Source organism: Amycolatopsis coloradensis (genome assembly GCF_001953865.1).
Classification (GTDB): domain Bacteria; phylum Actinomycetota; class Actinomycetes; order Mycobacteriales; family Pseudonocardiaceae; genus Amycolatopsis; species Amycolatopsis coloradensis.
Window position 1 is genome coordinate 461,435 of the sequence record NZ_MQUQ01000003.1, and the last position, 18,773, is coordinate 480,207.

The 18,773-nt window shown below is 68.9% G+C and carries 19 protein-coding genes; 7 read left to right on the plus strand and 12 right to left on the minus strand.

Going from position 1 to position 18,773, the window contains the following annotated elements; translation table 11 throughout:
* Positions 1 to 16 precede the first annotated feature (16 nt).
* Together BS329_RS05800 and BS329_RS05805 are read left to right on the plus strand one after the other, a co-directional pair.
* Positions 17 to 1,642: an ABC transporter ATP-binding protein gene (locus BS329_RS05800; RefSeq protein ID WP_076156228.1), complete on the plus strand. Its 1,626-nt coding sequence runs from the start codon at positions 17 to 19 to the stop codon at positions 1,640 to 1,642.
* Entirely contained in the window at positions 1,639 to 3,366 is a 1,728-nt protein-coding gene (locus tag BS329_RS05805; protein WP_076156229.1) for an ABC transporter ATP-binding protein, read from the plus strand. Before BS329_RS05800 ends, BS329_RS05805 begins: the two co-directional genes overlap by 4 nt.
* 62 nt (positions 3,367 to 3,428) lie before the next feature.
* Here the strand turns inward: BS329_RS05805 and purQ are convergent, their stop codons facing one another.
* Together purQ and purS are read right to left on the minus strand one after the other, a co-directional pair.
* Positions 3,429 to 4,106: a phosphoribosylformylglycinamidine synthase subunit PurQ gene (purQ, locus tag BS329_RS05810; RefSeq protein ID WP_076156231.1), complete on the minus strand. Its 678-nt coding sequence runs from the start codon at positions 4,104 to 4,106 to the stop codon at positions 3,429 to 3,431.
* On the minus strand, positions 4,103 to 4,342 hold the full coding sequence (gene purS, locus BS329_RS05815; RefSeq protein WP_076156233.1) for a phosphoribosylformylglycinamidine synthase subunit PurS: 240 nt from the start codon (positions 4,340 to 4,342) through the stop codon (positions 4,103 to 4,105). Before purS ends, purQ begins: the two co-directional genes overlap by 4 nt.
* Before the next feature lie 66 nt (positions 4,343 to 4,408).
* Between purS and BS329_RS05820 the strand changes: the two genes are divergently transcribed.
* Together BS329_RS05820 and BS329_RS05825 are read left to right on the plus strand one after the other, a co-directional pair.
* Positions 4,409 to 5,182, plus strand: a complete 774-nt coding sequence (locus BS329_RS05820) for a hypothetical protein (RefSeq protein ID WP_076156234.1) — start codon at positions 4,409 to 4,411, stop codon at positions 5,180 to 5,182.
* Between the two features lie 105 nt (positions 5,183 to 5,287).
* Entirely contained in the window at positions 5,288 to 6,868 is a 1,581-nt protein-coding gene (locus tag BS329_RS05825) for a GMC family oxidoreductase (protein ID WP_076156236.1), read from the plus strand.
* A 94-nt stretch (positions 6,869 to 6,962) separates the two neighbouring features.
* On the opposite strand, the gene BS329_RS05830 is transcribed toward BS329_RS05825, so the two are convergent.
* Positions 6,963 to 8,465 carry an aldehyde dehydrogenase family protein gene (locus tag BS329_RS05830; RefSeq protein ID WP_076156237.1) on the minus strand — a complete coding sequence of 501 codons (1,503 nt, stop codon included), beginning with the start codon at positions 8,463 to 8,465 and terminating at the stop codon, positions 6,963 to 6,965.
* A gap of 33 nt (positions 8,466 to 8,498) precedes the next feature.
* The gene (locus BS329_RS05835; RefSeq protein ID WP_076156239.1) at positions 8,499 to 9,641 is read right to left on the minus strand and encodes an MFS transporter; all 1,143 of its coding nucleotides are present in this window, start codon (positions 9,639 to 9,641) and stop codon (positions 8,499 to 8,501) included.
* A gap of 62 nt (positions 9,642 to 9,703) precedes the next feature.
* Here BS329_RS05835 and BS329_RS05840 point away from each other — a divergent pair, with 62 nt between their 5' ends.
* Both BS329_RS05840 and BS329_RS05845 read left to right on the plus strand, forming a co-directional pair.
* The gene (locus BS329_RS05840; protein ID WP_076156241.1) at positions 9,704 to 10,648 is read left to right on the plus strand and encodes an ArsR/SmtB family transcription factor; all 945 of its coding nucleotides are present in this window, start codon (positions 9,704 to 9,706) and stop codon (positions 10,646 to 10,648) included.
* A 33-nt stretch (positions 10,649 to 10,681) separates the two neighbouring features.
* Entirely contained in the window at positions 10,682 to 11,317 is a 636-nt protein-coding gene (locus BS329_RS05845) for an MBL fold metallo-hydrolase (protein WP_076156242.1), read from the plus strand.
* Between the two features lie 18 nt (positions 11,318 to 11,335).
* On the opposite strand, the gene BS329_RS05850 is transcribed toward BS329_RS05845, so the two are convergent.
* Together BS329_RS05850 and BS329_RS05855 are read right to left on the minus strand one after the other, a co-directional pair.
* Positions 11,336 to 12,061, minus strand: a complete 726-nt coding sequence (locus BS329_RS05850) for a DUF2334 domain-containing protein (protein WP_208619152.1) — start codon at positions 12,059 to 12,061, stop codon at positions 11,336 to 11,338.
* Positions 12,062 to 12,120: 59 nt separating this feature from the next.
* Complete coding sequence (locus BS329_RS05855) at positions 12,121 to 13,002, minus strand: phosphoribosylaminoimidazolesuccinocarboxamide synthase (protein ID WP_076156244.1); 882 nt, start codon at positions 13,000 to 13,002, stop codon at positions 12,121 to 12,123.
* A gap of 35 nt (positions 13,003 to 13,037) precedes the next feature.
* Here BS329_RS05855 and BS329_RS05860 point away from each other — a divergent pair, with 35 nt between their 5' ends.
* A complete protein-coding gene (locus tag BS329_RS05860) occupies positions 13,038 to 13,844 on the plus strand; it encodes an SAM hydrolase/SAM-dependent halogenase family protein (RefSeq protein ID WP_076156245.1) in 807 nt (268 codons plus the stop codon).
* On the opposite strand, the gene BS329_RS05865 is transcribed toward BS329_RS05860, so the two are convergent.
* From BS329_RS05865 to BS329_RS05890, 6 genes are all read right to left on the minus strand, one after another.
* Positions 13,727 to 14,614 carry an MOSC domain-containing protein gene (locus BS329_RS05865; RefSeq protein WP_076156247.1) on the minus strand — a complete coding sequence of 296 codons (888 nt, stop codon included), beginning with the start codon at positions 14,612 to 14,614 and terminating at the stop codon, positions 13,727 to 13,729. The genes BS329_RS05860 and BS329_RS05865 overlap by 118 nt on opposite strands.
* 157 nt (positions 14,615 to 14,771) lie before the next feature.
* On the minus strand, positions 14,772 to 15,512 hold the full coding sequence (locus tag BS329_RS05870; protein WP_076156249.1) for an amino acid ABC transporter ATP-binding protein: 741 nt from the start codon (positions 15,510 to 15,512) through the stop codon (positions 14,772 to 14,774).
* Positions 15,509 to 16,267, minus strand: a complete 759-nt coding sequence (locus tag BS329_RS05875; RefSeq protein WP_076156251.1) for an amino acid ABC transporter permease — start codon at positions 16,265 to 16,267, stop codon at positions 15,509 to 15,511. Before BS329_RS05875 ends, BS329_RS05870 begins: the two co-directional genes overlap by 4 nt.
* Position 16,268: 1 nt before the next feature.
* Positions 16,269 to 17,051 carry an ABC transporter substrate-binding protein gene (locus BS329_RS05880; RefSeq protein ID WP_076156924.1) on the minus strand — a complete coding sequence of 261 codons (783 nt, stop codon included), beginning with the start codon at positions 17,049 to 17,051 and terminating at the stop codon, positions 16,269 to 16,271.
* An 8-nt stretch (positions 17,052 to 17,059) separates the two neighbouring features.
* Positions 17,060 to 17,833 carry an ABC transporter substrate-binding protein gene (locus tag BS329_RS05885; RefSeq protein WP_076156253.1) on the minus strand — a complete coding sequence of 258 codons (774 nt, stop codon included), beginning with the start codon at positions 17,831 to 17,833 and terminating at the stop codon, positions 17,060 to 17,062.
* A gap of 5 nt (positions 17,834 to 17,838) precedes the next feature.
* The gene (locus BS329_RS05890; protein ID WP_084749399.1) at positions 17,839 to 18,666 is read right to left on the minus strand and encodes a substrate-binding periplasmic protein; all 828 of its coding nucleotides are present in this window, start codon (positions 18,664 to 18,666) and stop codon (positions 17,839 to 17,841) included.
* Positions 18,667 to 18,773: the final 107 nt, after the last annotated feature.

The window sequence follows — 18,773 nt, forward strand, 5'->3', positions numbered from 1 at the left end:
CTTACCGTCGGCAATCGTGCTTTCCGCCACATATCCCCTTCCGCGACTGAGGCTGCCCGCCAAGCCGACCGCCTGGCGCTACCTGGTCGCGATGATGCTCGCGCGGCCGGGACTGCTCGCCGTCTCGGCGATCAGCGGTGCGCTCTGGTCGCTGCCGATCGCCTTGCTGCCGGTCGCGATCGGCCGGGGCATCGACGCGATCGGCAGCGGTGACGGCGACTCGGTCTGGCTGTGGGGTCTCGCGGCGGCCGGGCTCGGCATCGCGCAGACGCTGGCGGGCACGGTGCAGCACTTCGCGTCCTACGGCTGCTGGATCCACGGCGCCGGGGTGACGCAGCGCCTGACCACCGAGCACGCCGCGAAGCTGGGCGCGAACCTGCGGGACACGACCACCACCGGTGACGTGGTCTCGATCACCACCAGCGACATCAACCCGATCGGTGACTCCTTCGAGGTACTCGGCCGGGCCTTCGGTTCACTGATCGCGTTCATCGTGTGCGCGACGGCGCTGCTGACGACGTCCCCACTGCTCGGCGTGGTCGCGCTGGTGGGCGTGCCGTTGGCGGTGGTGGGCATCGGCCCGCTGCTGAAGCCGCTGGAGAAGCGCCAGACGAAGCAGCGCGAGGAGAAGACCGACGTCAACGCGCTGGCCGCGGACATCGTGTCCGGCCTGCGGATCCTTCGCGGTGTCGGCGGCGAGAAGCAGTTCCTCGACCGTTTCCGCCGATCCAGCCAGCGAGTGCGGGCGGCCGGTGTGCAGGTCGGGCGCAGCGAGGCGTGGCTTGCCGCGGCGGAGGTCGCGCTGCCGGGCCTGGTCACGGTGGTCATCACCTGGCTGGGGGCGCAACTGGCGCTCAACGGCGCCATCGGCGTCGGCGAGCTGATCACGTTCTACGGCGTCTCGGTGTTCCTGGTGATCCCGGTGACGACGGCGACCGAGTTCGCGGGCGTGCTGAGCGCCGCGCTGGTTTCGGCGCGGAAGGTGTGCAAACTGCTGTCCACCGAACGCACGCTCGCCGAACCGGAGACCCCGCTGCCGCTGCCGGAAGGCCCGCTGGACCTGTACGACGAGACGTCCGGGATCAGGGCCGAGGCCGGGAAGCTGACCGTGATCGACGTCGGAGCCGATGCCGAGGCGGTGGCTTCACGGATGGCGCGGTTCACCGATCCGAGTGAACCTGCCCTCGTCGGCGGGGTCCCGGTGGACCAGGTCGCCCTCGGCGAACTGCGGCGACGGGTGGTTTTCGCGCACAACCAGGACATCTGGTTCTCCGGGGTGCTGCGCGAGCAGGTCGCCCCCGCGGAGCCTGGCGACGTCGAGATCACCGAAGCGCTGTACGCGGCGGACGCCGAAGACATCGTGGACGCGCTGCCCAACGGCGTCGACGAAGTGATCGGCGAACGCGGACGTGAGGTTTCCGGCGGTCAGCGGCAGCGGCTGAACCTGGCCCGCGCGCTGGCGACCGACGCCGACGTCCTGCTGCTCGACGAGCCGACCTCGGCCGTCGACGCGCACACCGAAGCTCGCATAACCGAACGCGTCGCGAAGCTGCGGCGCGGCAAGACCACCGTCGTGTTCAGCCAGAGTCCACTGTGGACTCACGTGGCCGACGAGGTCGTGAGTACGAAAGTGCCCGCATGAAGAAGCTGCCGCTGGCAGACAAACGAGACGTCCGACGATGGATCAAGGAGACCGCGCGGGACAACAAACGCGAGTTCTCCGTGATGCTCGGCCTGTTCTGCGTCGCGACCGCGATCGGGCTGGCCGGGCCGCAACTGCTGGGCGCGCTGGTGGACGAGGTGTCCGGAGGCACGACCACCACCACGATCACCTGGCTCGCGATCGCGTTCGTGGTCGTGCTGGGCGCGCAGGCGTGGTTCAAGGGACTGGCGCGGCTGCGCGCGCGGGTGTTCGGCGAGCGGATCCTGGCGCATAACCGCGAGGAGTTCGTCAGCAACGCGCTGGACCTGCCGCTCGGCACGGTCGAGGCGGCGGGCACCGGTGACCTGCTCAGCCGCGCGACCACCGACGTCAGCCGGATCGACCACGCGGTGCGGCACGGCGCGCCGGAGATCCTGATCGCCGCGGTCACCGTGGTGTTCACCGTGGTGGCGATGGTGATCACGTCGCCGTTCCTGGCGCTCGGCCTGCTGGTCGCGCTGCCGCTGCTGGTGCCGGTGAACATCTGGTACCAGCGGCGGGTGCCGGACGTGATGCGGCGGATGCTGGACCGGTGGTCCGAACTCCAGTCGGCCACGCACGAGACCGCGGAGGGCGCGCGGACCGCCGAGGCGCTGAACCTGACCGGCCGCCGCGTGCGTGCCGGGCACGACGGCCTCGACGAGGCGATGCTGGGCGAACGCAAGATCCGGGCGTTGCAGATGTGGTGGATCCCGTCGCTGGAGATCAGCTACGTGCTGCCGGTGCCGGTGATGCTCGGGCTGGGCCTGCTCGCCTACTCGAACGGCTGGGAAGGGCTCGGCACGATCACCGCGATGCTGCTGTACTCGCAGGTCATGACCGGTCCGCTGAACGAGGCACTGTTCTGGCTCGCGGACATGCAGGTCGCCGGGGCTTCGCTGCGGCGGCTGCTGGGTGTCCGGCCCTCCGACTCCGAGGCTTCGGTTTCGGATGCTCCGCGCGGTCAGGACATCGAGGTCCGCGACGTGCGCTTCGGCTACAACGCGGACCGCGAGGTACTGCACGGGATCGACCTGCTCGTGCCGCGCGGCGAGCGGCTGGCGATCGTCGGGCCGTCGGGCGCCGGCAAGTCGACCCTGGGCAGGCTGCTGGCCGGGATGTCGGCGCCGACCTCGGGTTCGGTGCGGATCGGCGGGGCCGAGGTGTCGTCGCTGCCGGACGACGTCCTGCGCGGTGAGGTCCTGCTGCTGACCCAGGAGCACCACGTGTTCGCGGGAACGCTGCGGGACAACCTGACGCTGCCCGCCGGGGACTGGTCCGACGACCGGCTGCTGGCCGCGCTGGCCTCGGTCGGCGCTTCGGAGTGGGTGGCCGCGCTGCCGGACGGGCTCGACACCAAGGTCGGCGCGGGCGCGACGGCGGTCCCGGCGGCGATGGCGCAGCAGCTGGCGCTGGCCCGAGTGGTGCTGGCCGACCCGCACACGCTGGTGCTGGACGAAGCGACGTCACTGCTGGACACGGGTTCGGCGCGGGAACTGGAGCGGTCTTTGAGCGCGGTGCTCGAAGGGCGCACGGTGATCGCGATCGCCCACCGGCTGCACACCGCGGCCGCGGCGGACCGGGTCGCCGTCATCGAGGGCGGCCGGGTGACCGAACTGGGCTCGCACTCGGAGCTTCTTGCGGCGGGTGGGCCTTATGCGGCTCTGGTGGCGGCGGCGTCCTGAAGTGTTATGAACGGTCCGTTCATAACAGGATTTGTTATGAACGGACCGTTTATAACACGCGCTCAAGCGGAAACGAGGGCGTCCACGGCGCTGTAGAACATGCCGAGACCGTCATCGGAAGGCCCGGTGAGGGCGTCGATGGCGTGCTCCGGATGCGGCATGAGCCCGACCACGCGGCCGTTCTCGCTGCGGATTCCGGCGATGTCGTTGCGCGAGCCGTTCGGGTTGCCGCCGACATAGCGGAACACCACGCGACCCTCACCCTCCAGCTCGTCGAGGGTGGCCTGTTCGGCGACGAAGCAGCCGTCGATGTTCTTCATCGGGATGAGGATCTCGGCGTCTTTCTCGTACCGGGTGGTCCACGCGGTGTCGTTGTTCTCGACGCGCAGCCACTGGTCACGGCAGATGAAGTGCAGGCCCGCGTTGCGGATCATCGCGCCCGGCAGCAGCCCGGCCTCGCACAGGATCTGGAAGCCGTTGCAGATGCCCAGCACCGGCATGCCCTTGTGGGCGGCCTCGATCACCGACGACATCACCGGCGCGAAGCGGGCGATGACGCCGGCGCGCAGGTAGTCGCCGTAGGAGAAGCCACCGGGGACGACGACGGCGTCGACGCCCTTGAGGTCCTCGTCGGCGTGCCACAGCGGCACGGCTTCGGCGTCGGCGTAGCGGGCCGCGCGGGCCGCGTCGCCGTCGTCCAGTGTGCCGGGGAAGGTGATGACCCCGATCCGGGCGCTCACGCGTCGACCCGCTTGATGGTCCACTGCTCGATCACCGGGTTCGCGAGGAAGCCCTCGGCGATCTTCTCGAGCGTCGCATCGTCGACGGAGTCGTCGACCTCGATCTCGAAGTGCTTGCCCTGGCGGATCTCACCGATCCCGGTGAAGCCGAGACGACCGGCCGCGCCGAGCGCGGCCTGCCCCTGCGGGTCGAGGATTTCGGGCTTGGGCATGACGTCGACAACGACTCGGGCCACGGCAGGCTGCTCCTTATTCACGCAGGTCGTGGGTACCGCCCGAGCCTACTTCACTACGGTTGACGCATGACCTACGGGCAGTACGCGCCGCCGAGGAAGCCGAAGACCTGGCTCTGGATCATGCTGACGCTGGTCTTCGTCCTGATCGCGGGCGGTGTCGCGTTCACCGGCTTCGTGACGCCGGGGTTCTTCAAGACGGAACCCGACACGACCTCCCGTGCGACACCGGAGCAGCTGAGCCAGTCGTTCGTGAACGGCGTCGTTGAAAACCGCGTGAGTCAGCTCTGGTGCGACATCCGGTCGAAGCGGTCGTACAGCTTCGAGCAGACCATGGGCGTCTCCGCGGGCGCACAGCTCAGCACGCCCGCGCACCAGCGTGCGGAACAGGAGTACTCGGCCGCGTTCACCGCCGCGGGAGTGACCGTCGGGATCGCGATGATCCCCGGCGAGGGCGGCTGGTGCGTGCGCGACGCCAAGGTCGGCGGCGAGCCCGAGCCACTGCCGGGCATCGACACGAAGCCCGCGCCCCGGCCCGCCGTGAAGACCGGCGAGGAGGCGGGGACCAGGTTCGTCGACGCGATCAACGCGCGCGACATCCCGGCCGCGTTGTCCGTGCTGTGCGGGGAAGTGCCCGCCACGACCCGCGACGGCGTGCAACAGATCATCCACGACGAGGCGAGGTACACCGTCGAGAAGACCGACGTGCTGACCACCGCCGAGCAGACGATCCTGCATCTCTCCGGTCTCGTGGACGGCGTGCGGAACCCAGGGCGGGTCGAGACCGAGGACGGCGCCGAAGGCGGCCCCTGCGTGGCCTCTTTTTCACCCGACTCCGACTGAGCTCGCCCCGGTCCTTCGACTGGGGGATGCTCGGAGCGCCGCGCTGGGCCAAGATGGGCCCATTGGCGGAGCGTCAACACCGGGTGAGCAGCAGCAGGAGGCACCGTGGCCGATCAGGACTCCTTCGACTACGTCATCGTCGGCGCGGGCAGCGCGGGATGCGTGCTGGCGAACCGGCTGAGCGAGGATCCGTCAGCACGGGTCCTCCTGCTCGAAGCGGGCGGCGAGGACGACGCCGACGAGATCCACATCCCGGCCGCGTTCCCCGGGCTGTTCAAGACGAAGTTCGACTGGAACTACGAGACGGTCGAGCAGAAGCACACCGGCCAGTCCCTGTACTGGCCGCGCGGGAAGACGCTCGGCGGGTGTTCGTCGATCAACGCGATGATCTACATCCGCGGCAACCGCGCGGACTACGACGGCTGGCGTGACGGGCACGGTGCCGAGGGCTGGGGTTTCGACGACGTCCTGCCGTATTTCAAACGGGCGGAAGGAAACCAGCGGCTCGGCGGGCCACTGCACGGCATCGACGGGCCGCTGAACGTCGAGGACCGCCGTTTCACCCACGAGCTTTCCGAGGCCTGGGTGGATTCCGCGGTCGCATGGGGCCTCAAGCGCACCGACGACTTCAACGGCGAGTCACAGGACGGCGCCGGCGTCTACCAGGTGACGTGCAAGAAGGGGCGCCGCTGGTCGACCGCCGACGCGTACCTGCGGCCCGCGCTGACGCGCCCGAACCTCACCGTGCGGACGAACGCCCAGGCGAAACGCGTCGTCTTCGAAGGCACCCGCGCGGTCGGCGTGTCCTATTTGGACAAAGGCGCCGAGACGACGGTTCGTGCGTCCACCGAGGTCCTGCTCAGCGGTGGCGCGGTGAACTCACCGCAGCTGTTGATGCTTTCCGGTGTCGGCCCGGCGGAACACCTGCGAGAGCACGGGATCGACGTCGTGGCCGGTCTTCCCGGCGTCGGCGACAACCTGCACGACCACCCGGCCTGCGGGATCATCTGGTCGACCCGCGGCACCACCGACCTGGTGGACGCCGCGACGCCGGGCGGCCTGGTGCGCTACCAGCTCACCAAACGCGGCCCGCTGGCCTCGAACATCGGCGAGGCGGGCGCGTTCTTCCCCGCCGCGGACGGTGTTTCCCCGCCGGACATGCAGATCCACGTCGCACCGACGTTGTTCTACGACAACGGGATGCGCGAGCCGACGGTGCCTGGCTTCACGTCGGCGGCGACGCTCGTGGATGTCGCGAGCCGGGGCCGTCTGCGGCTGAAGTCGGGGAATCCCTTGTGGAAGCCCGAGATCGACCCGGCCTACTACGCCGAGCCCGTGGACATGGAGAAGATGCTTGCGGGCCTGCGTGCCCTGGTCGAGATCGGGAAGTCCGGGCCGCTGGCACGCTATCTGGACAAGCCGTTCCTGCCGGAGCGCCACGACCTGACCGACACCGAACTGGCCGATTACGTGCGCGAGAAGACGCAGACGCTGTACCACCCCGTGGGGACCTGTTCGATGGGGACGGGCGAGAACGCCGTCGTCGACCCGTCGCTGAAGGTGCGCGGAGTGGAGGGGCTGCGGGTGGTGGACGCGTCGGTGATGCCGGTGGTGCCGCGCGGGAACACGAACGCGCCGACGATCATGGTCGCGGAGAAGGCCGCGGACCTCATCCGGGGCGCGTGACGTTCCCTTTCACGCCCTCGCGCGTGTTATGAACGGACCGTTCATAACAGATTTTGTTATAAACGGTCCGTTCATAACACGCCGGGTTGACCGATCAGCGTTTTCCGTGCAGGACGGTGATCAGCTTCGCCACCAGGGCGTCGGTCTTTTCCTTGCGAGAGAACGAGGTCAGCACGATCGGCGCGGTGAAACGCTGGCGCGCGACGGCCTTCGGCCTGGCGAACTCGCGCAGGCCCTCCGGGCCGTGGATCCGGCCGAAGCCCGAGTCGCCGACGCCGCCGAAGGGCAGCGAAGCGATACCGGCGAAGGAGAGCGGCGCGTTGATCGACGTCATGCCGGTGCGCAGGCGGGCGGCGAGTTCGAGGCCACGCGACTTCGAGAACACCGTCGAGCCGAGGCCGTACTTGGTGTCGTTGGCCTTGTCGACGGCCTCGTCCATGTCGCGGACCTTGGCGATCGTGACGGTCGGGCCGAACGTCTCCTCCTTGACCGCCGAGGAGTCCTCCGGCACGTCGACGAGCACCGTCGGCTGCACGTAGCGGTCGCCGACCGCGTCGACACCGCCGACCAGCGCCTTGCCGCCGCGTTCGAGGGCGTCCGCGATGTGCCGCTTGATCACCGCGAGCTGTGAAGGCATGGTCACCGGGCCGTACTGGGCCTCAGCGTCCGAGCCGGCCCGCACGTCCTTCGCCTTTGCGACGACCTTCGCGACGAACTCGTCGTGCACGCGCTCGTGGACGTACACGCGCTCGACGCCGATGCAGGTCTGGCCCGAGTTGGAGAACGCTCCCCACACGGTCGCGTCGGCGGCGGCCTCGAGGTCGGCGTCCGCGTCGACCAGGACCGCGTCCTTGCCGCCCGCCTCGATGATCACCGGCGTCAGCGTTTCGGCGGCCGCGGCCATGATCTTCTTGCCCGTTCCGGTCGACCCGGTGAAGGCGATCTTGTCCACGTTGGCGCCGACGAGCGACGCGCCGGTCTCACCGAAACCGGTGATCAACTGGAGCACGGGCCACTCCGGGACGACCTCGTCGAAGGCGTCGACCAGCCATTTCCCCACGCCCGGCGTGTACTCGCTCGGCTTGAAGACGACGGTGTTGCCCGCGGCGAGCGCGTAGGCGATGGAGCCGAGCGGGGTGAACACGGGGTAGTTCCACGGGCCGATCACGCCGACGACGCCGAGCGGCTGGTACTCGACCGTGGCCGCCTGGTTCGACATCATCAGCCCGGCCGCGCGACGCTGCTTGCCGAGGATCTTGCGCGCGTTCTTGCCTGCCCACGCGATGTGCTCGATGGCGAGAACGCTCTCCAGCTGCGCGTCGGCGATCGGCTTGCCGGTCTCGTCGCGCACCACCTGGCACAGCTGCGGCAGCCGCCGGGTGATGACGCCCTTCCAGCGGCGCAGGCGCTCCGCGCGACCGTCGAAGCCGAGCGCGGCCCACCATTCGGCGGCGTCCCTCGCGCGGGCGACAGCGGCGCGGACGTCGTCGGTGGTGTGCACCGGGTAGGTACCGACGACCTCGTCGGTCGCCGGGCTGAGGGAATCGAAGGTCTCCCCCACGCTGTGGGCGGTCGGCTTCGGCTGGACTGCGGTCATCGACTTCTCCCGTGTCTCGGCTCAAAGCCCAGGCTACGACGTTACTGACGGCGTGCCAATAGCTCGCCTGGGGTGTCGTACCAGCATTACACAGGAGACAAGGGCGGCAAGGACACCGAGGAGCGGGCACAGCCACACCGGCAGCGCCCCGATCGCCAGCGAGCCCAGTCCGAACCCCGACGCCTGCACGGTGAAAGCCAGCGAGAACCCCTCGGCCCGGCGGCGTTCCGGGAGCAGTTTCTGCAGGTTGACCGACGAAACGGCCATCAGCGGACCGGTGCAGAGCCCGATCAGCGCGACCCCGCCGAGCAGCCCGGCCCAGCCGAGACCCAGCGACACCACGATCCCGCCGAGCACGAAACCGGCCAGGAACAGCCGCGGATCACCGACCTTCCCCCGCGCCGCGTACAGGGCGCTCCCGGTGATGCTGGCGGCGCACAGCGCGACGATGACGATCGCCGTCGCCGAATCGGGGGCCCCGAGGCGCTGCACGAGCGGCAGCAGTCCGACCTCGATGGTCGACAGCAGCAGACCGACGGTGAACAACCCCATCAGCCAGGGGACGCAAGCGGCGACCGGGATGGACTGGCGCTCGCCAGTCCTTTGTGGACCGGGAGCGGCGGCACGCTTCGGAACCAGCAGGGCCGCGAGCAGGGCGACGGTGGCCATCGCGAGGACGGGGACGGCCGGGCCGGACGTCGCCAGGAGCGCCACCAGCAGCGGTCCGCCGACGATGACGCCTTCGAGGATCATCGCGTCGACCGAAACGGCACGGGGCAGTTCCTCCTCGGTCACCGTTCCGGCGAGCAGCGTCCGGAAGCCGCCGTTCAGGCCGCCCGCGACCAGGCCGGGCGGGATCGCCAGCGCGAGCAGGACCAGGTCCGGAGCACCGGCGGAAGCGACCGCGGCCAGCACGAACAAGCCGAGAGCGACCAGCAGGAGCATCCCGACGAGGCCGCGTGCTGGGCCGACGCGGTCGAGCAGCCGTCCGGTCGGCACGGCGCCGACCATTTCGGCGCCGACGAACACGGCCATCATGACGCCGCCGAGCCGGTACGAACCGGTCGTCGCGGTGGTCAGCACGGTGAAGGCCAGCGGCGCCATCGTGGCGGGCAGCCGGTTCAGCTGTACCCCCACCGACCAGCGCCAATACCCGGAATTGCGGAGCAAGGTCATGCCAGGAGACCCTGCCGAACACATCCTCGCGAGGACCATTGATTAGCGTATAGCCTAATCTGATGATCGAGCTGGTCCTGACCGCCGAGAGCGCCAACCGCGTTCGCTTCGGCATCTCCCCGCTCGACGAGACCATGGGCGCGATGCAGACCCTGCTCGGCCGCCGTGGGCATCCGAGCCATCTGCCGTGGCTGCGCGAGGCCGCCGCGAAGCTGCCGCACCTGCCCATCACGGACTTCGCCAAGGTGATGAGCGCGCGGCACTACATCACCGACTTCCTCAGCCCGCCGCCGAGCGGACCGGAGACCACCGCGGCCGCCCAGCTCGCCGAAATCCGCCGGACACCACCGGGCCAGGTCGCTCATGAACTGTCCAAAGTAGACGCTGACCTGAGCGGACTTCCCGAAGACCCCGCCGAGGCAAGGGATCTGCTCGCCGACCAGATGGGCATCGCCTGGACCGAACTGGTCGAGCCGCATTGGCCGCGGATGCGCCGCTTCCTCGTCGCCGACATCGAGGAGCGCTCGCGACGCCTTGCCGACGGCGGCATCGCGTTGGTACTGGAGGACATTCACCCACGAGTGCGGCTCGTCGGCGACGTCCTGGTGATCGAGATGAAGGAACGCGGCCGGGTCCACCTCGATCGCCGCGGTCTGCTGCTGATCCCCGGCGTCTTCGCGTGGCCTTCGGTCGGGGTGATCACGATGGAACCTTGGCAACCGTCGCTGCTCTACCCGGCCCGCGGTGTCGCCGAGCTCTGGTCGGATCCCGCACGCCCGTCCGGCGCGCTCGCCGGGGTGCTCGGACGCACGAAGGCGACCCTGCTCACGACGCTCAACGAACCCGCGAGCACCACCGAACTGGCGCGCAGGCTGGGCTTCTCGGCGCCGACGATCTCCGCGCATTTGACCGCGATGCGCGCGGCGGGCCTGCTCGAAACCCGGCGACGCGGCCGCGAAGTGCGCTATCTGCGCACCGAACTTGGCGACGCTCTGCTCCGGGCATAGGCTGGAAATGACCTACCGCGAAGGAGAACCCCGATGCGTATCGTCCACTTTGGACACGCTTGCACCCTTCTGGAGACCGAGGGCGCGCGAATCCTGATCGACCCCGGCGCCTTCTCGGTGGGTTTCGAAGGTGAGCGGGAGCTGGACGCCATCTTGATCACCCACCAGCATTTCGACCACCTCGACGCGGACAGGCTGCCCGCGCTGCTGGAGGCGAACCCCGGCGCGCGGCTGATCGTCGACCCGGGCTCCGCCGAGGCCGTGCGGAACATCGGCGCCGAGTTCCGGATCGCGAATCCCGGCGACGCCTTCGACGTCGGCTCCAGCGGCGTCAACGTCGTCGGCGGCGAGCACGCGATCATCCACGAGGAGATCCCCGCGATCCCCAACGTCGGCTACATCGTCGACCACGGCGCGTTCTACCACCCTGGCGACTCGTTCTTCGTGCCGGAGCAGAAGATCGACGTCCTCGGCCTGCCCACCGGCGCTCCGTGGCTCAAGGCCGGCGAAGCCGTCGACTACCTGCGTGCGGTCTCGCCGCGCCTCGCCGTCCCGATCCACGAAGCCGTCCTCGCGCGGCCGCAGATGCACTACGGCCTGTTCGCCAACCTCGCCCCGGAAGGCACCGAGGTCAAGGTCTTGAACGTCGGCGAACCCGTTGAATTGTGATCAGCCAGGCGAAGCCTGTCAGTTGAGGGCGGCGGTGGGGCGGGGTCCGGGTTTGATGGGAGTCCGCAGCGAGCCGTAGGTGGTCCCGAAGGCGCGGTTCTCCAGCGAGACGTCGACAGCGTCGAGGAACGCCTGCCGCAGCCCCGGCCGGGCGAGGTCCGCGGCGTCGATGCCGAGCCGCACGAGCCCGCCGCGGCGCGCGGCCCTGGCGGCGGCCAGCACCAGCGCGAAGCACCGGACGGTCTCCGTCCGCTGCGACGGCCCGCTGAACTCCTGGACCCGCGCACGCCGGACCTGGCCGGTCACCAGGTCCCGCACCGAGACCAGGTCCGCGCACAGGGTGAACCCGTGCTCGCGCAGGGCCTGCACGGTGCCCTCCGACGCGATCCAGCGCGGTGGCGCGAAGCCGTCGACGGCCATGCCGGTGGTGTCGAGCGCCGCCTTCGCCGCGATCAGCCGCAGCCGCGCCTCGTGCGCGGGCAGCGTCGCGAATTCGGCGCGTTTGCCCAGGTAGACGGCGCGGTGGGTGGGGGTGATCCGATGGTCGTATCCGTGGAGGAGGACGGAATCGCCGCGAGCGCGGCGTGTCCGTACCCACTCGGTCACCGGGCCCTCGCCGGTGCGAGCGGCGTAGAGCACGGACAACGGGACCTTGCGCCGGTCCAGCTCGGCCGCGAGGTCGGCACAGCGGTGCAACGTCCGGGTGGTCACGCCGGACAGGGAAACCAGCAAACGTGCGTCCACACCGCCCAGTGGGCCAGACCGGCCTTGCGCCGGACTGACGACGGAGTGAACGCCGCTGGTCAGGCGGGCCAATCCTCCAGCGAACAGCCGGTGATGCGTTCGTACGCGTCGATGTACCTCGCCCTGGTGGCGGCGACGATCTCGTCGGGCAGCGGTGGCGGCTCCGGTCTCTCGAGCCGGTGCCAGCCCGACAACGGACCGGTGAGCCAGTCTCGCAGCGGCTGCTTGTCGAACGACGGCCGCGGGCTGCCTGCCGGGTAACCGCTCGCCGGCCAGTAGCGGGACGAATCCGGGGTGAGGACCTCGTCGGCGAGGACGAGGTTCCCGCCGGAGTCGACGCCGAATTCGAGTTTGGTGTCCGCGAGCAGCAGACCGCGTTCGGCGGCGAGCTCCGCGCCGCGGCGATACACCGCCAGCGTCGCCTCGCGGACCTCCTCGGCCCGCTTCCGCCCGAGCTGCCCGACGACGTCGGAGAAGTCGATGTTCTCGTCGTGCGAACCGCGATCGGCCTTGGTGGCGGGGGTGAAGATGGGTTCGGGGAGCCGGGAGGACTCGGTCAGGCCGGGAGGAAGTTCGACCCCGCAGACCGTGCCGCGAGCGCGATAATCGGCTAGGCCGGTGCCGGTGAGATAACCGCGGGCGACGGCTTCGAGCGGCAGCATCGCCAGCCGCCGCACCAGCAGCGCCCGGCCGCGGACCTCGGCGGGGATGCGTTCGTCGTCGTAGGAGACCAGATGGTTGGGGAGGACATCGGAGAGCCGGGAGAACCAGAACACGCTCATCGCGGTGAGCACCCGCCCCTTGTCGGGGATGGGCGTGGTGAAGATGACGTCGTAGGCGGAGATCCGGTCCGAAGTGACGAGCAGCAGATGCTCGTCATCGACGGCGTAAAGCTCACGGACCTTGCCGGCGGCGATCTTCGGGTATTCGAGCGTCGTCACGGCTGCACCCTAGCGATCAAGGATGATGGCTGATCATGCCGATCCACTGCGTCTCGTTCACGACCGACTACGGACTGTGCGACGGTTTCGTGGCCGCTTGCCACGGGGTGATCGCCCGGATCGCGCCGTCCGTCCGGCTGATCGACGTGAGCCACGGGATCCCTCCGCAGCAGGTCAGGACCGGCGCCGAGGTCTTGGCGCAGACCGTGCCGTACCTGCCGGAGGGCGTCCATCTCGCCGTCGTGGACCCTGGCGTCGGCACGTCGCGGCGGGGCGTCGTGGTGGTCACCGAACGCGGAATCCTCGTCGGCCCGGACAACGGACTCCTCATTCCAGCCGCCGAAACACTCAGCGGGGTGATAGCCGCGTACGAACTCGTGGCCCCGGAATACCGCCTTCCGGTGACGTCTTCGACGTTCCACGGTCGCGACGTGTTCGCCCCGGCGGCGGCGCATCTCGCGCTCGGCGTCCCACCGGAGAGTTTCGGACCGCGCGTCGAAAACCTCGTGCGGCTGCCGGAGCCGTTCGTCGCGGTGTTCCCCGGCAAGCTGGTGGCCGAGGTGCTCACGGTCGACCATTTCGGCAACGTCCAGCTCGCCGCGAGCCCGGCCGACCTCGAACTGGCCGGACTGTCCGGCACGGTCTCGGTCAGCAGTGAGCACGTGCTGGTGAAGGCTTTGGTCGGCGACACCTTCGGCACCGTGCCGCCGGGGAAGAACGTGCTCTACACCGATTCCGCGGGGCGGCTCGCCGTCGCGGTGAACGGCGGCTCCGCCGCGTCGGTGCTCGGGCTCGGACCCGCCATGGAGTGCACGATCACCTCGTCGCCGACGGCCAGCTGACCCGGCCCGGTCACCGCCATCTTGATCCCGAACGAGACACCGCCCTCGGGCTCGCGGCGGTAGTCCGCGAGCGACCGGATCGGCTCCGGACCGGCCTTCTCGCCGGTCTCCTGATCGACCATCGGCACCGTGCAGCGGACGCAGACCTTGGCGTAACCCAGCCCCACGCCGCCGACGGTGAGCGAACGGACGTCGTCCTCCCGGTGCGCCTGGAGCCAGCCCGCGACGACGACGTTGGGCCGGAACCGGTCCATCGGCACGGCCTCGGCGCCCCGCGACGCGATGCGCTCGTTCAGACCATCCAAAGAGGACTCGGACGTCAGCAGGATCGCGTGCGCGTCGGCGAAGGCGGCGGTGCCGGGGATCTCGCCGTCGGTGACGCGCTCGTGCTCCGGCGCGAGCCCGATAAACACCGAGGGCAGTCCGAGGACATCGGAGAACCACTCGGCGGCCTCGGCACCCTGGTGGACGCCCTTGCCCTGCCAGGTGAACGTCGACGCCGGATGCCGCGGCCCGTCCGGGACCGTCTCGACCAGCAGGTCTTCGACGCCGGGAGCGGAGAGCCGCAGGCGGGCGCCCTCGTCGAGCACCTCGGACCGGATCGAGGCCATCACCGGATGCTTCCGCTGGCTGCGGAACCCGCCGTCGGCCGACACGACCATCCAGGCACGGTCGAACCTGAGGCCGGCCGGGGTGACGTCGGCCGTTTCGACCGACGTCCCCGCGCAGCCCTTGACCGGGTAATAGACCAGCTTCGCGACTCTCGCCATAGCCGCAGATTAGCGAGTTGAGGAGCAAGTAGAGGTGGCGTGTCGCGAAAGCCACTTTCGCGACGCCTGGTGTCCCGAAAGTGGCTTTCGCGACACGTTTGCCCCATCCCTCTCTAACCCGAATCGCCACTCACGACCCCAACGCACACCGCCCGGCTCAGAGCACTTGGGAGAGGAACCGCTGCAACCGCTCGCTCTGCGGAGCGTCGAAGATCGCCTCCGGAGCGTCATGTTCGACGATCTTCCCGTCGTCCATGAACGCGACCTCGTCCGCGACGCCGCGCGCGAAGCCCATCTCGTGCGTGACCACGAGCAGCGTCAGCCCGCGTTCGGCGAGGCCCGCCATCAGGGTGAGGACCCCCTTGACCAGTTCCGGGTCGAGCGCGCTGGTGGCCTCGTCGAACAGCATGACCTCGGGTTCCATCGCGAGTGCCCGCGCGATCGCCACCCGCTGCTGCTGCCCGCCCGAGAGCGCGCTCGGCCGGTACGGCGCCTTGTCGGCGAGGCCGACCTCGGCGAGGCGGGCGTGCGCGATTTCGGCCGCCTCCTCCTTGCGGAGCTTCCGCACGCTGCGCAGCGGCAGCGTGATGTTGTCCAGCACACTGCGGTGGCCGAACAGGTTGAAGTGCTGGAACACCATCCCGACCCGCTGGCGCAGCGCGTCCGGGTCGGCGGAGATGACGCTCTCGCCACCCAGCAGCAGGTCGCCCGAGTCGGGCTCCTGCAAGCGGTTCACACAACGCAGCAGCGTCGACTTGCCGGAGCCGGACGGCCCGATGATGCAGGTCGTACGGCCCTTCTCGACCTTGAGGTCGACGCCCTTGAGCACTTCGAGGGTGCCGAAGGAGACATGGATGTCGCGGAGTTCGACACTCGACGAACGCACGGCTGCGGTCATGACATCGGCACCTTTCCGGCGTTCAGGAGTTCCAGGTCGCCACCGTCCTCGTCAGCGCGGACCTTCCTGCCGGTGCGCAGCTTCTTGTCGATGTAGTTGACCAGGTGGGTCAGCGGCACGGTGATCACGAGATAGACGAACCCGGCCGCGACCAGCGGTGACAGGTTCCCGGTGTTGGCCGCGAGGTCCTGCCCGATGCGGAACAGGTCGCGCTGCTCGGCGAGGAAACCGAGGAAGTACACCAGGCTGGAGTCCTTGATCAGCGCGATGAACTGGTTCACCAGCGCGGGCAGTACGCGCCGCACGCCCTGCGGGATGACGACGAGCGCCATCGCCTTGGGGTAGCTCATGCCCAGCGCGCGGCTGGCCTCCATCTGTCCTTTTTCGACACTCTGGATGCCGGCGCGGAAGATCTCGCCGATATAGGCGGCCGCGATCAGGCTGAGCGCCAGAATGCCCAGCGGGTAGGTGTTCCTCGCCATCGACGGGATGAGGATCCCGCCGCCCTGCCCGATCACCAGGATGGTCAGGATCGCGGGCAGCCCGCGGAAGATGTCGGTGTACACCCTGGCGGGCCAGCGCAGCCACGCCTTGGTGGACAGGCCCATCGTGGCCAGCAGCATGCCGAGCACGGTGCCGATCAGCGCCGAGAACACCGACATGATCAGCGTGTTCAGCAGCCCGGTCTCGAGCAGGTCCGGGAATACTTCCCAGATGTAGTCCCAGTTCAGGAAGGTGGTGAAGAAGTCGTTCACGTTATCGCTGCCCGGCCTTGAAGTCGGCGGGCACCGGCGCGTTCGGTTCGAACCGCTGGTGCACCTTTTCCCAGGTCCCGTCGGCGATGACCGCCTTGAGCCCCTCGTTGATCTTACCCGCGAGTTCGGTGTTGCCCTTCTTCACCGCGAACCCGTGCGGGATGGTCGTGGCGATCGCCTTGACCACCTTCAGTTTCGCGTCCGGGTTCTTCGCCGCGTAGTCCTCGGCGGTCGCCTGGTCGAAGATCGCGCCGTCGATGGCGCCGGACTTCAGCGCGGCCAGGGTGGCGGCGTCCTGCGGGAACTTCACGGCCTGCGCGGCAGGCGCGTTCGACGCCAGCCAGCTGTCCGACACGGTCCCCTGGACGACGCCGATCCGCTTGCCCGCCAGGGAGTTCTCGTCGGTGATGCCGACGCCTTCGCGGGTCTCGATGCCGAGCGACTGGTAGTTGTACGGCGCCGAGAAGTCGACGGTCTTCCGGCGTTCGTCGGTCTGGGAGATCCCCGAGCTGCCGATGTCGAACTTGCCGGTGGCGACCTGGCCGAGCAGTGCCGAGAACTCCGTGGAGACGAACTCGAGTTTCAGGTTCTGGTGTGCGGCGATGGCCTTCAGCAACTCGTTGTCGAACCCGGTGAACACGCCGTTTTCCTGATAGGCGTTGGGTTTCGAGTCGCTGAGGGTACCGACGCGCAAGGTGCGCGCCCCGGCGTCCTCACCGCCGCCGCACGCCGCCAGCACCGCCAGGAGAGCAGCGCTGACGGCGGCGGCGAATGACTTCTTCATCGTGATCCTCACGCCTTGAACTGGTCCGGCACCGGAGCCGTCGGCAGGAACTTCTCGTGCAGCTTGACCCAGGTGCCGTCGGCGATGACCTGCTTCAGGCCGTCGTTGATCTTGGTGAGCAGCTCGGCGTTGCCCTTCTTCACCGCGAAACCGTGGGGCACGTCGGTGGTGAAGGACTTCACGACCTTGAGCTTCGTGTCGGTGCTGTCCTTGACGTTCGTCTCCGCGATCGCCTGGTCGAGGACGTAGGCGTCGACGGCGCCACTCTTGAGCGCGGCCAGCGCCGGGGCGTAACCCGGGAACCGCACGGCCTGCGCGTCGGGAACGGTCGAGGTGAGCCACTTGTCGCCGACGGTCGCCTGGATGACCGCGACCCGCTTGCCCGACAACGCCTTCTCCTCGGTGATCGGCGAGCCGTCCTTGGTCTGGATGCTCATCACTTCGAAGTTGTACGGGCTGGAGAAGTCGACGTTCTTCTTGCGCTCGTCGGTCTGCGCGATGGCCGACGAGCCGATGTCGAACTGGTTGTTCGCGACCTGGCCCAGCAGCGACGAGAAGTCGGTCGAGGCGAACTCGAGCTTCAGATTCTGGTGCGCGGCGATGGCCTTCAGCAGTTCGTTGTCGAAGCCGGTGTAGTTGCCGTTCTCGACGTAGATGTTCGGCGGCGCGTCGCTCAGGGTGCCGACGCGGAGGGTCTTGTCGGCGGCGGCGTCCCCGCCACCGCAGGCGGCGAGGACGGCGACGAGACCCGCGGCGATCGTCGCGATCAGGGTTTTCTTCATGGTTTTCAGACCCCCGGGTTCTGGACGGGCAGGCCGGGGCCGCCCTGCTCGAGTTCCTTCGGCAGCGGCTCGTTCTTGAAGAACTGAGCGTGCAGGCGGGCGACGGTGCCGTCCGCCACGGCCTTCGCGAGGCCGTCGTTGAGCTTCTTCAGCAGGTCCTTGTTGTCCTTGCGGACGGCGAACGCGGACGGCGTGTCCTTGGTCTCGACGGTGTAGCCGAAATCCAGCGGCACGTCCGGGTTCTGATCGAGGTACTTGTGCCCGATGTCCTTCGGCACGACCCAGCCGTCGAGACCGCCGGCCTTCAGCTGGGCGAAACCGGCGTTGTAGTCGGGGAAGCGGACGACGTTGGCGCCGGGGACCTTGCCGGTGGCGAAATCGTCCTGCACCGACGCCTGCACGACACCGAGCCGCTTGCCGCTGAAGGAGGCGACGTCCTTGAGGCTCGCGCCCTTCTTGGTGACGATCGTGGTGAACCCGGTGGAGTAGCCGTTGCTGAACGCGACGGTCTTCTTGCGGGCCTCGGTGGTGGAGATCGTGGAGCTGCCGATGTCGAACTTGGTGGTGGCGACGGCGGCCAGCAGACCGGCGAACTCGGTGCCGACGAACTCGACCTCGAAGCCCTCGCGCTTCGCGATGTCGCGGAGCAGCTCGTTGTCGTAACCGGTGAAGTTGCCGTTCTCCAGGTAGATGGACGGCGGCGCGTCGGTCAGGGTGCCGACGCGCAGCTTCTGGCCGGTCGCGGCGGTGTCACCGGACCCGCAGGCCGCGAGGGCGAGGGTGGCCGCTCCCGCCGTGACGAGGGCGACGATTTTAGACAGCGTGGATCTCATCGCTTCTTCCGTGGGTTTCGGCGCCAAGGCGCGATACAAGCACGCCAGGCCGCCTCATGGGCGGCCTGGCGCTCCGGGTTCAGCGATCGAGATTAGGCATTTCACCC

Bases quoted from the DNA above. Each gene is read 5' to 3' on its own strand.
- BS329_RS05805 (WP_076156229.1), top strand. From the start codon at position 1,639: ATGAAGAAGCTGCCGCTGGCAGACAAACGAGACGTCCGACGATGGATC.
- BS329_RS05820 (WP_076156234.1), top strand. From the start codon at position 4,409: ATGACCTACGGGCAGTACGCGCCGCCGAGGAAGCCGAAGACCTGGCTC.
- BS329_RS05830 (WP_076156237.1), bottom strand. From the start codon at position 8,465: ATGACCGCAGTCCAGCCGAAGCCGACCGCCCACAGCGTGGGGGAGACC.
- BS329_RS05835 (WP_076156239.1), bottom strand. From the start codon at position 9,641: ATGACCTTGCTCCGCAATTCCGGGTATTGGCGCTGGTCGGTGGGGGTA.
- BS329_RS05840 (WP_076156241.1), top strand. From the start codon at position 9,704: ATGATCGAGCTGGTCCTGACCGCCGAGAGCGCCAACCGCGTTCGCTTC.
- BS329_RS05845 (WP_076156242.1), top strand. From the start codon at position 10,682: ATGCGTATCGTCCACTTTGGACACGCTTGCACCCTTCTGGAGACCGAG.
- BS329_RS05860 (WP_076156245.1), top strand. From the start codon at position 13,038: ATGCCGATCCACTGCGTCTCGTTCACGACCGACTACGGACTGTGCGAC.
- BS329_RS05865 (WP_076156247.1), bottom strand. From the start codon at position 14,614: ATGGCGAGAGTCGCGAAGCTGGTCTATTACCCGGTCAAGGGCTGCGCG.
- BS329_RS05870 (WP_076156249.1), bottom strand. From the start codon at position 15,512: ATGACCGCAGCCGTGCGTTCGTCGAGTGTCGAACTCCGCGACATCCAT.
- BS329_RS05880 (WP_076156924.1), bottom strand. From the start codon at position 17,051: ATGAAGAAGTCATTCGCCGCCGCCGTCAGCGCTGCTCTCCTGGCGGTG.
- BS329_RS05885 (WP_076156253.1), bottom strand. From the start codon at position 17,833: ATGAAGAAAACCCTGATCGCGACGATCGCCGCGGGTCTCGTCGCCGTC.
- BS329_RS05890 (WP_084749399.1), bottom strand. From the start codon at position 18,666: ATGAGATCCACGCTGTCTAAAATCGTCGCCCTCGTCACGGCGGGAGCG.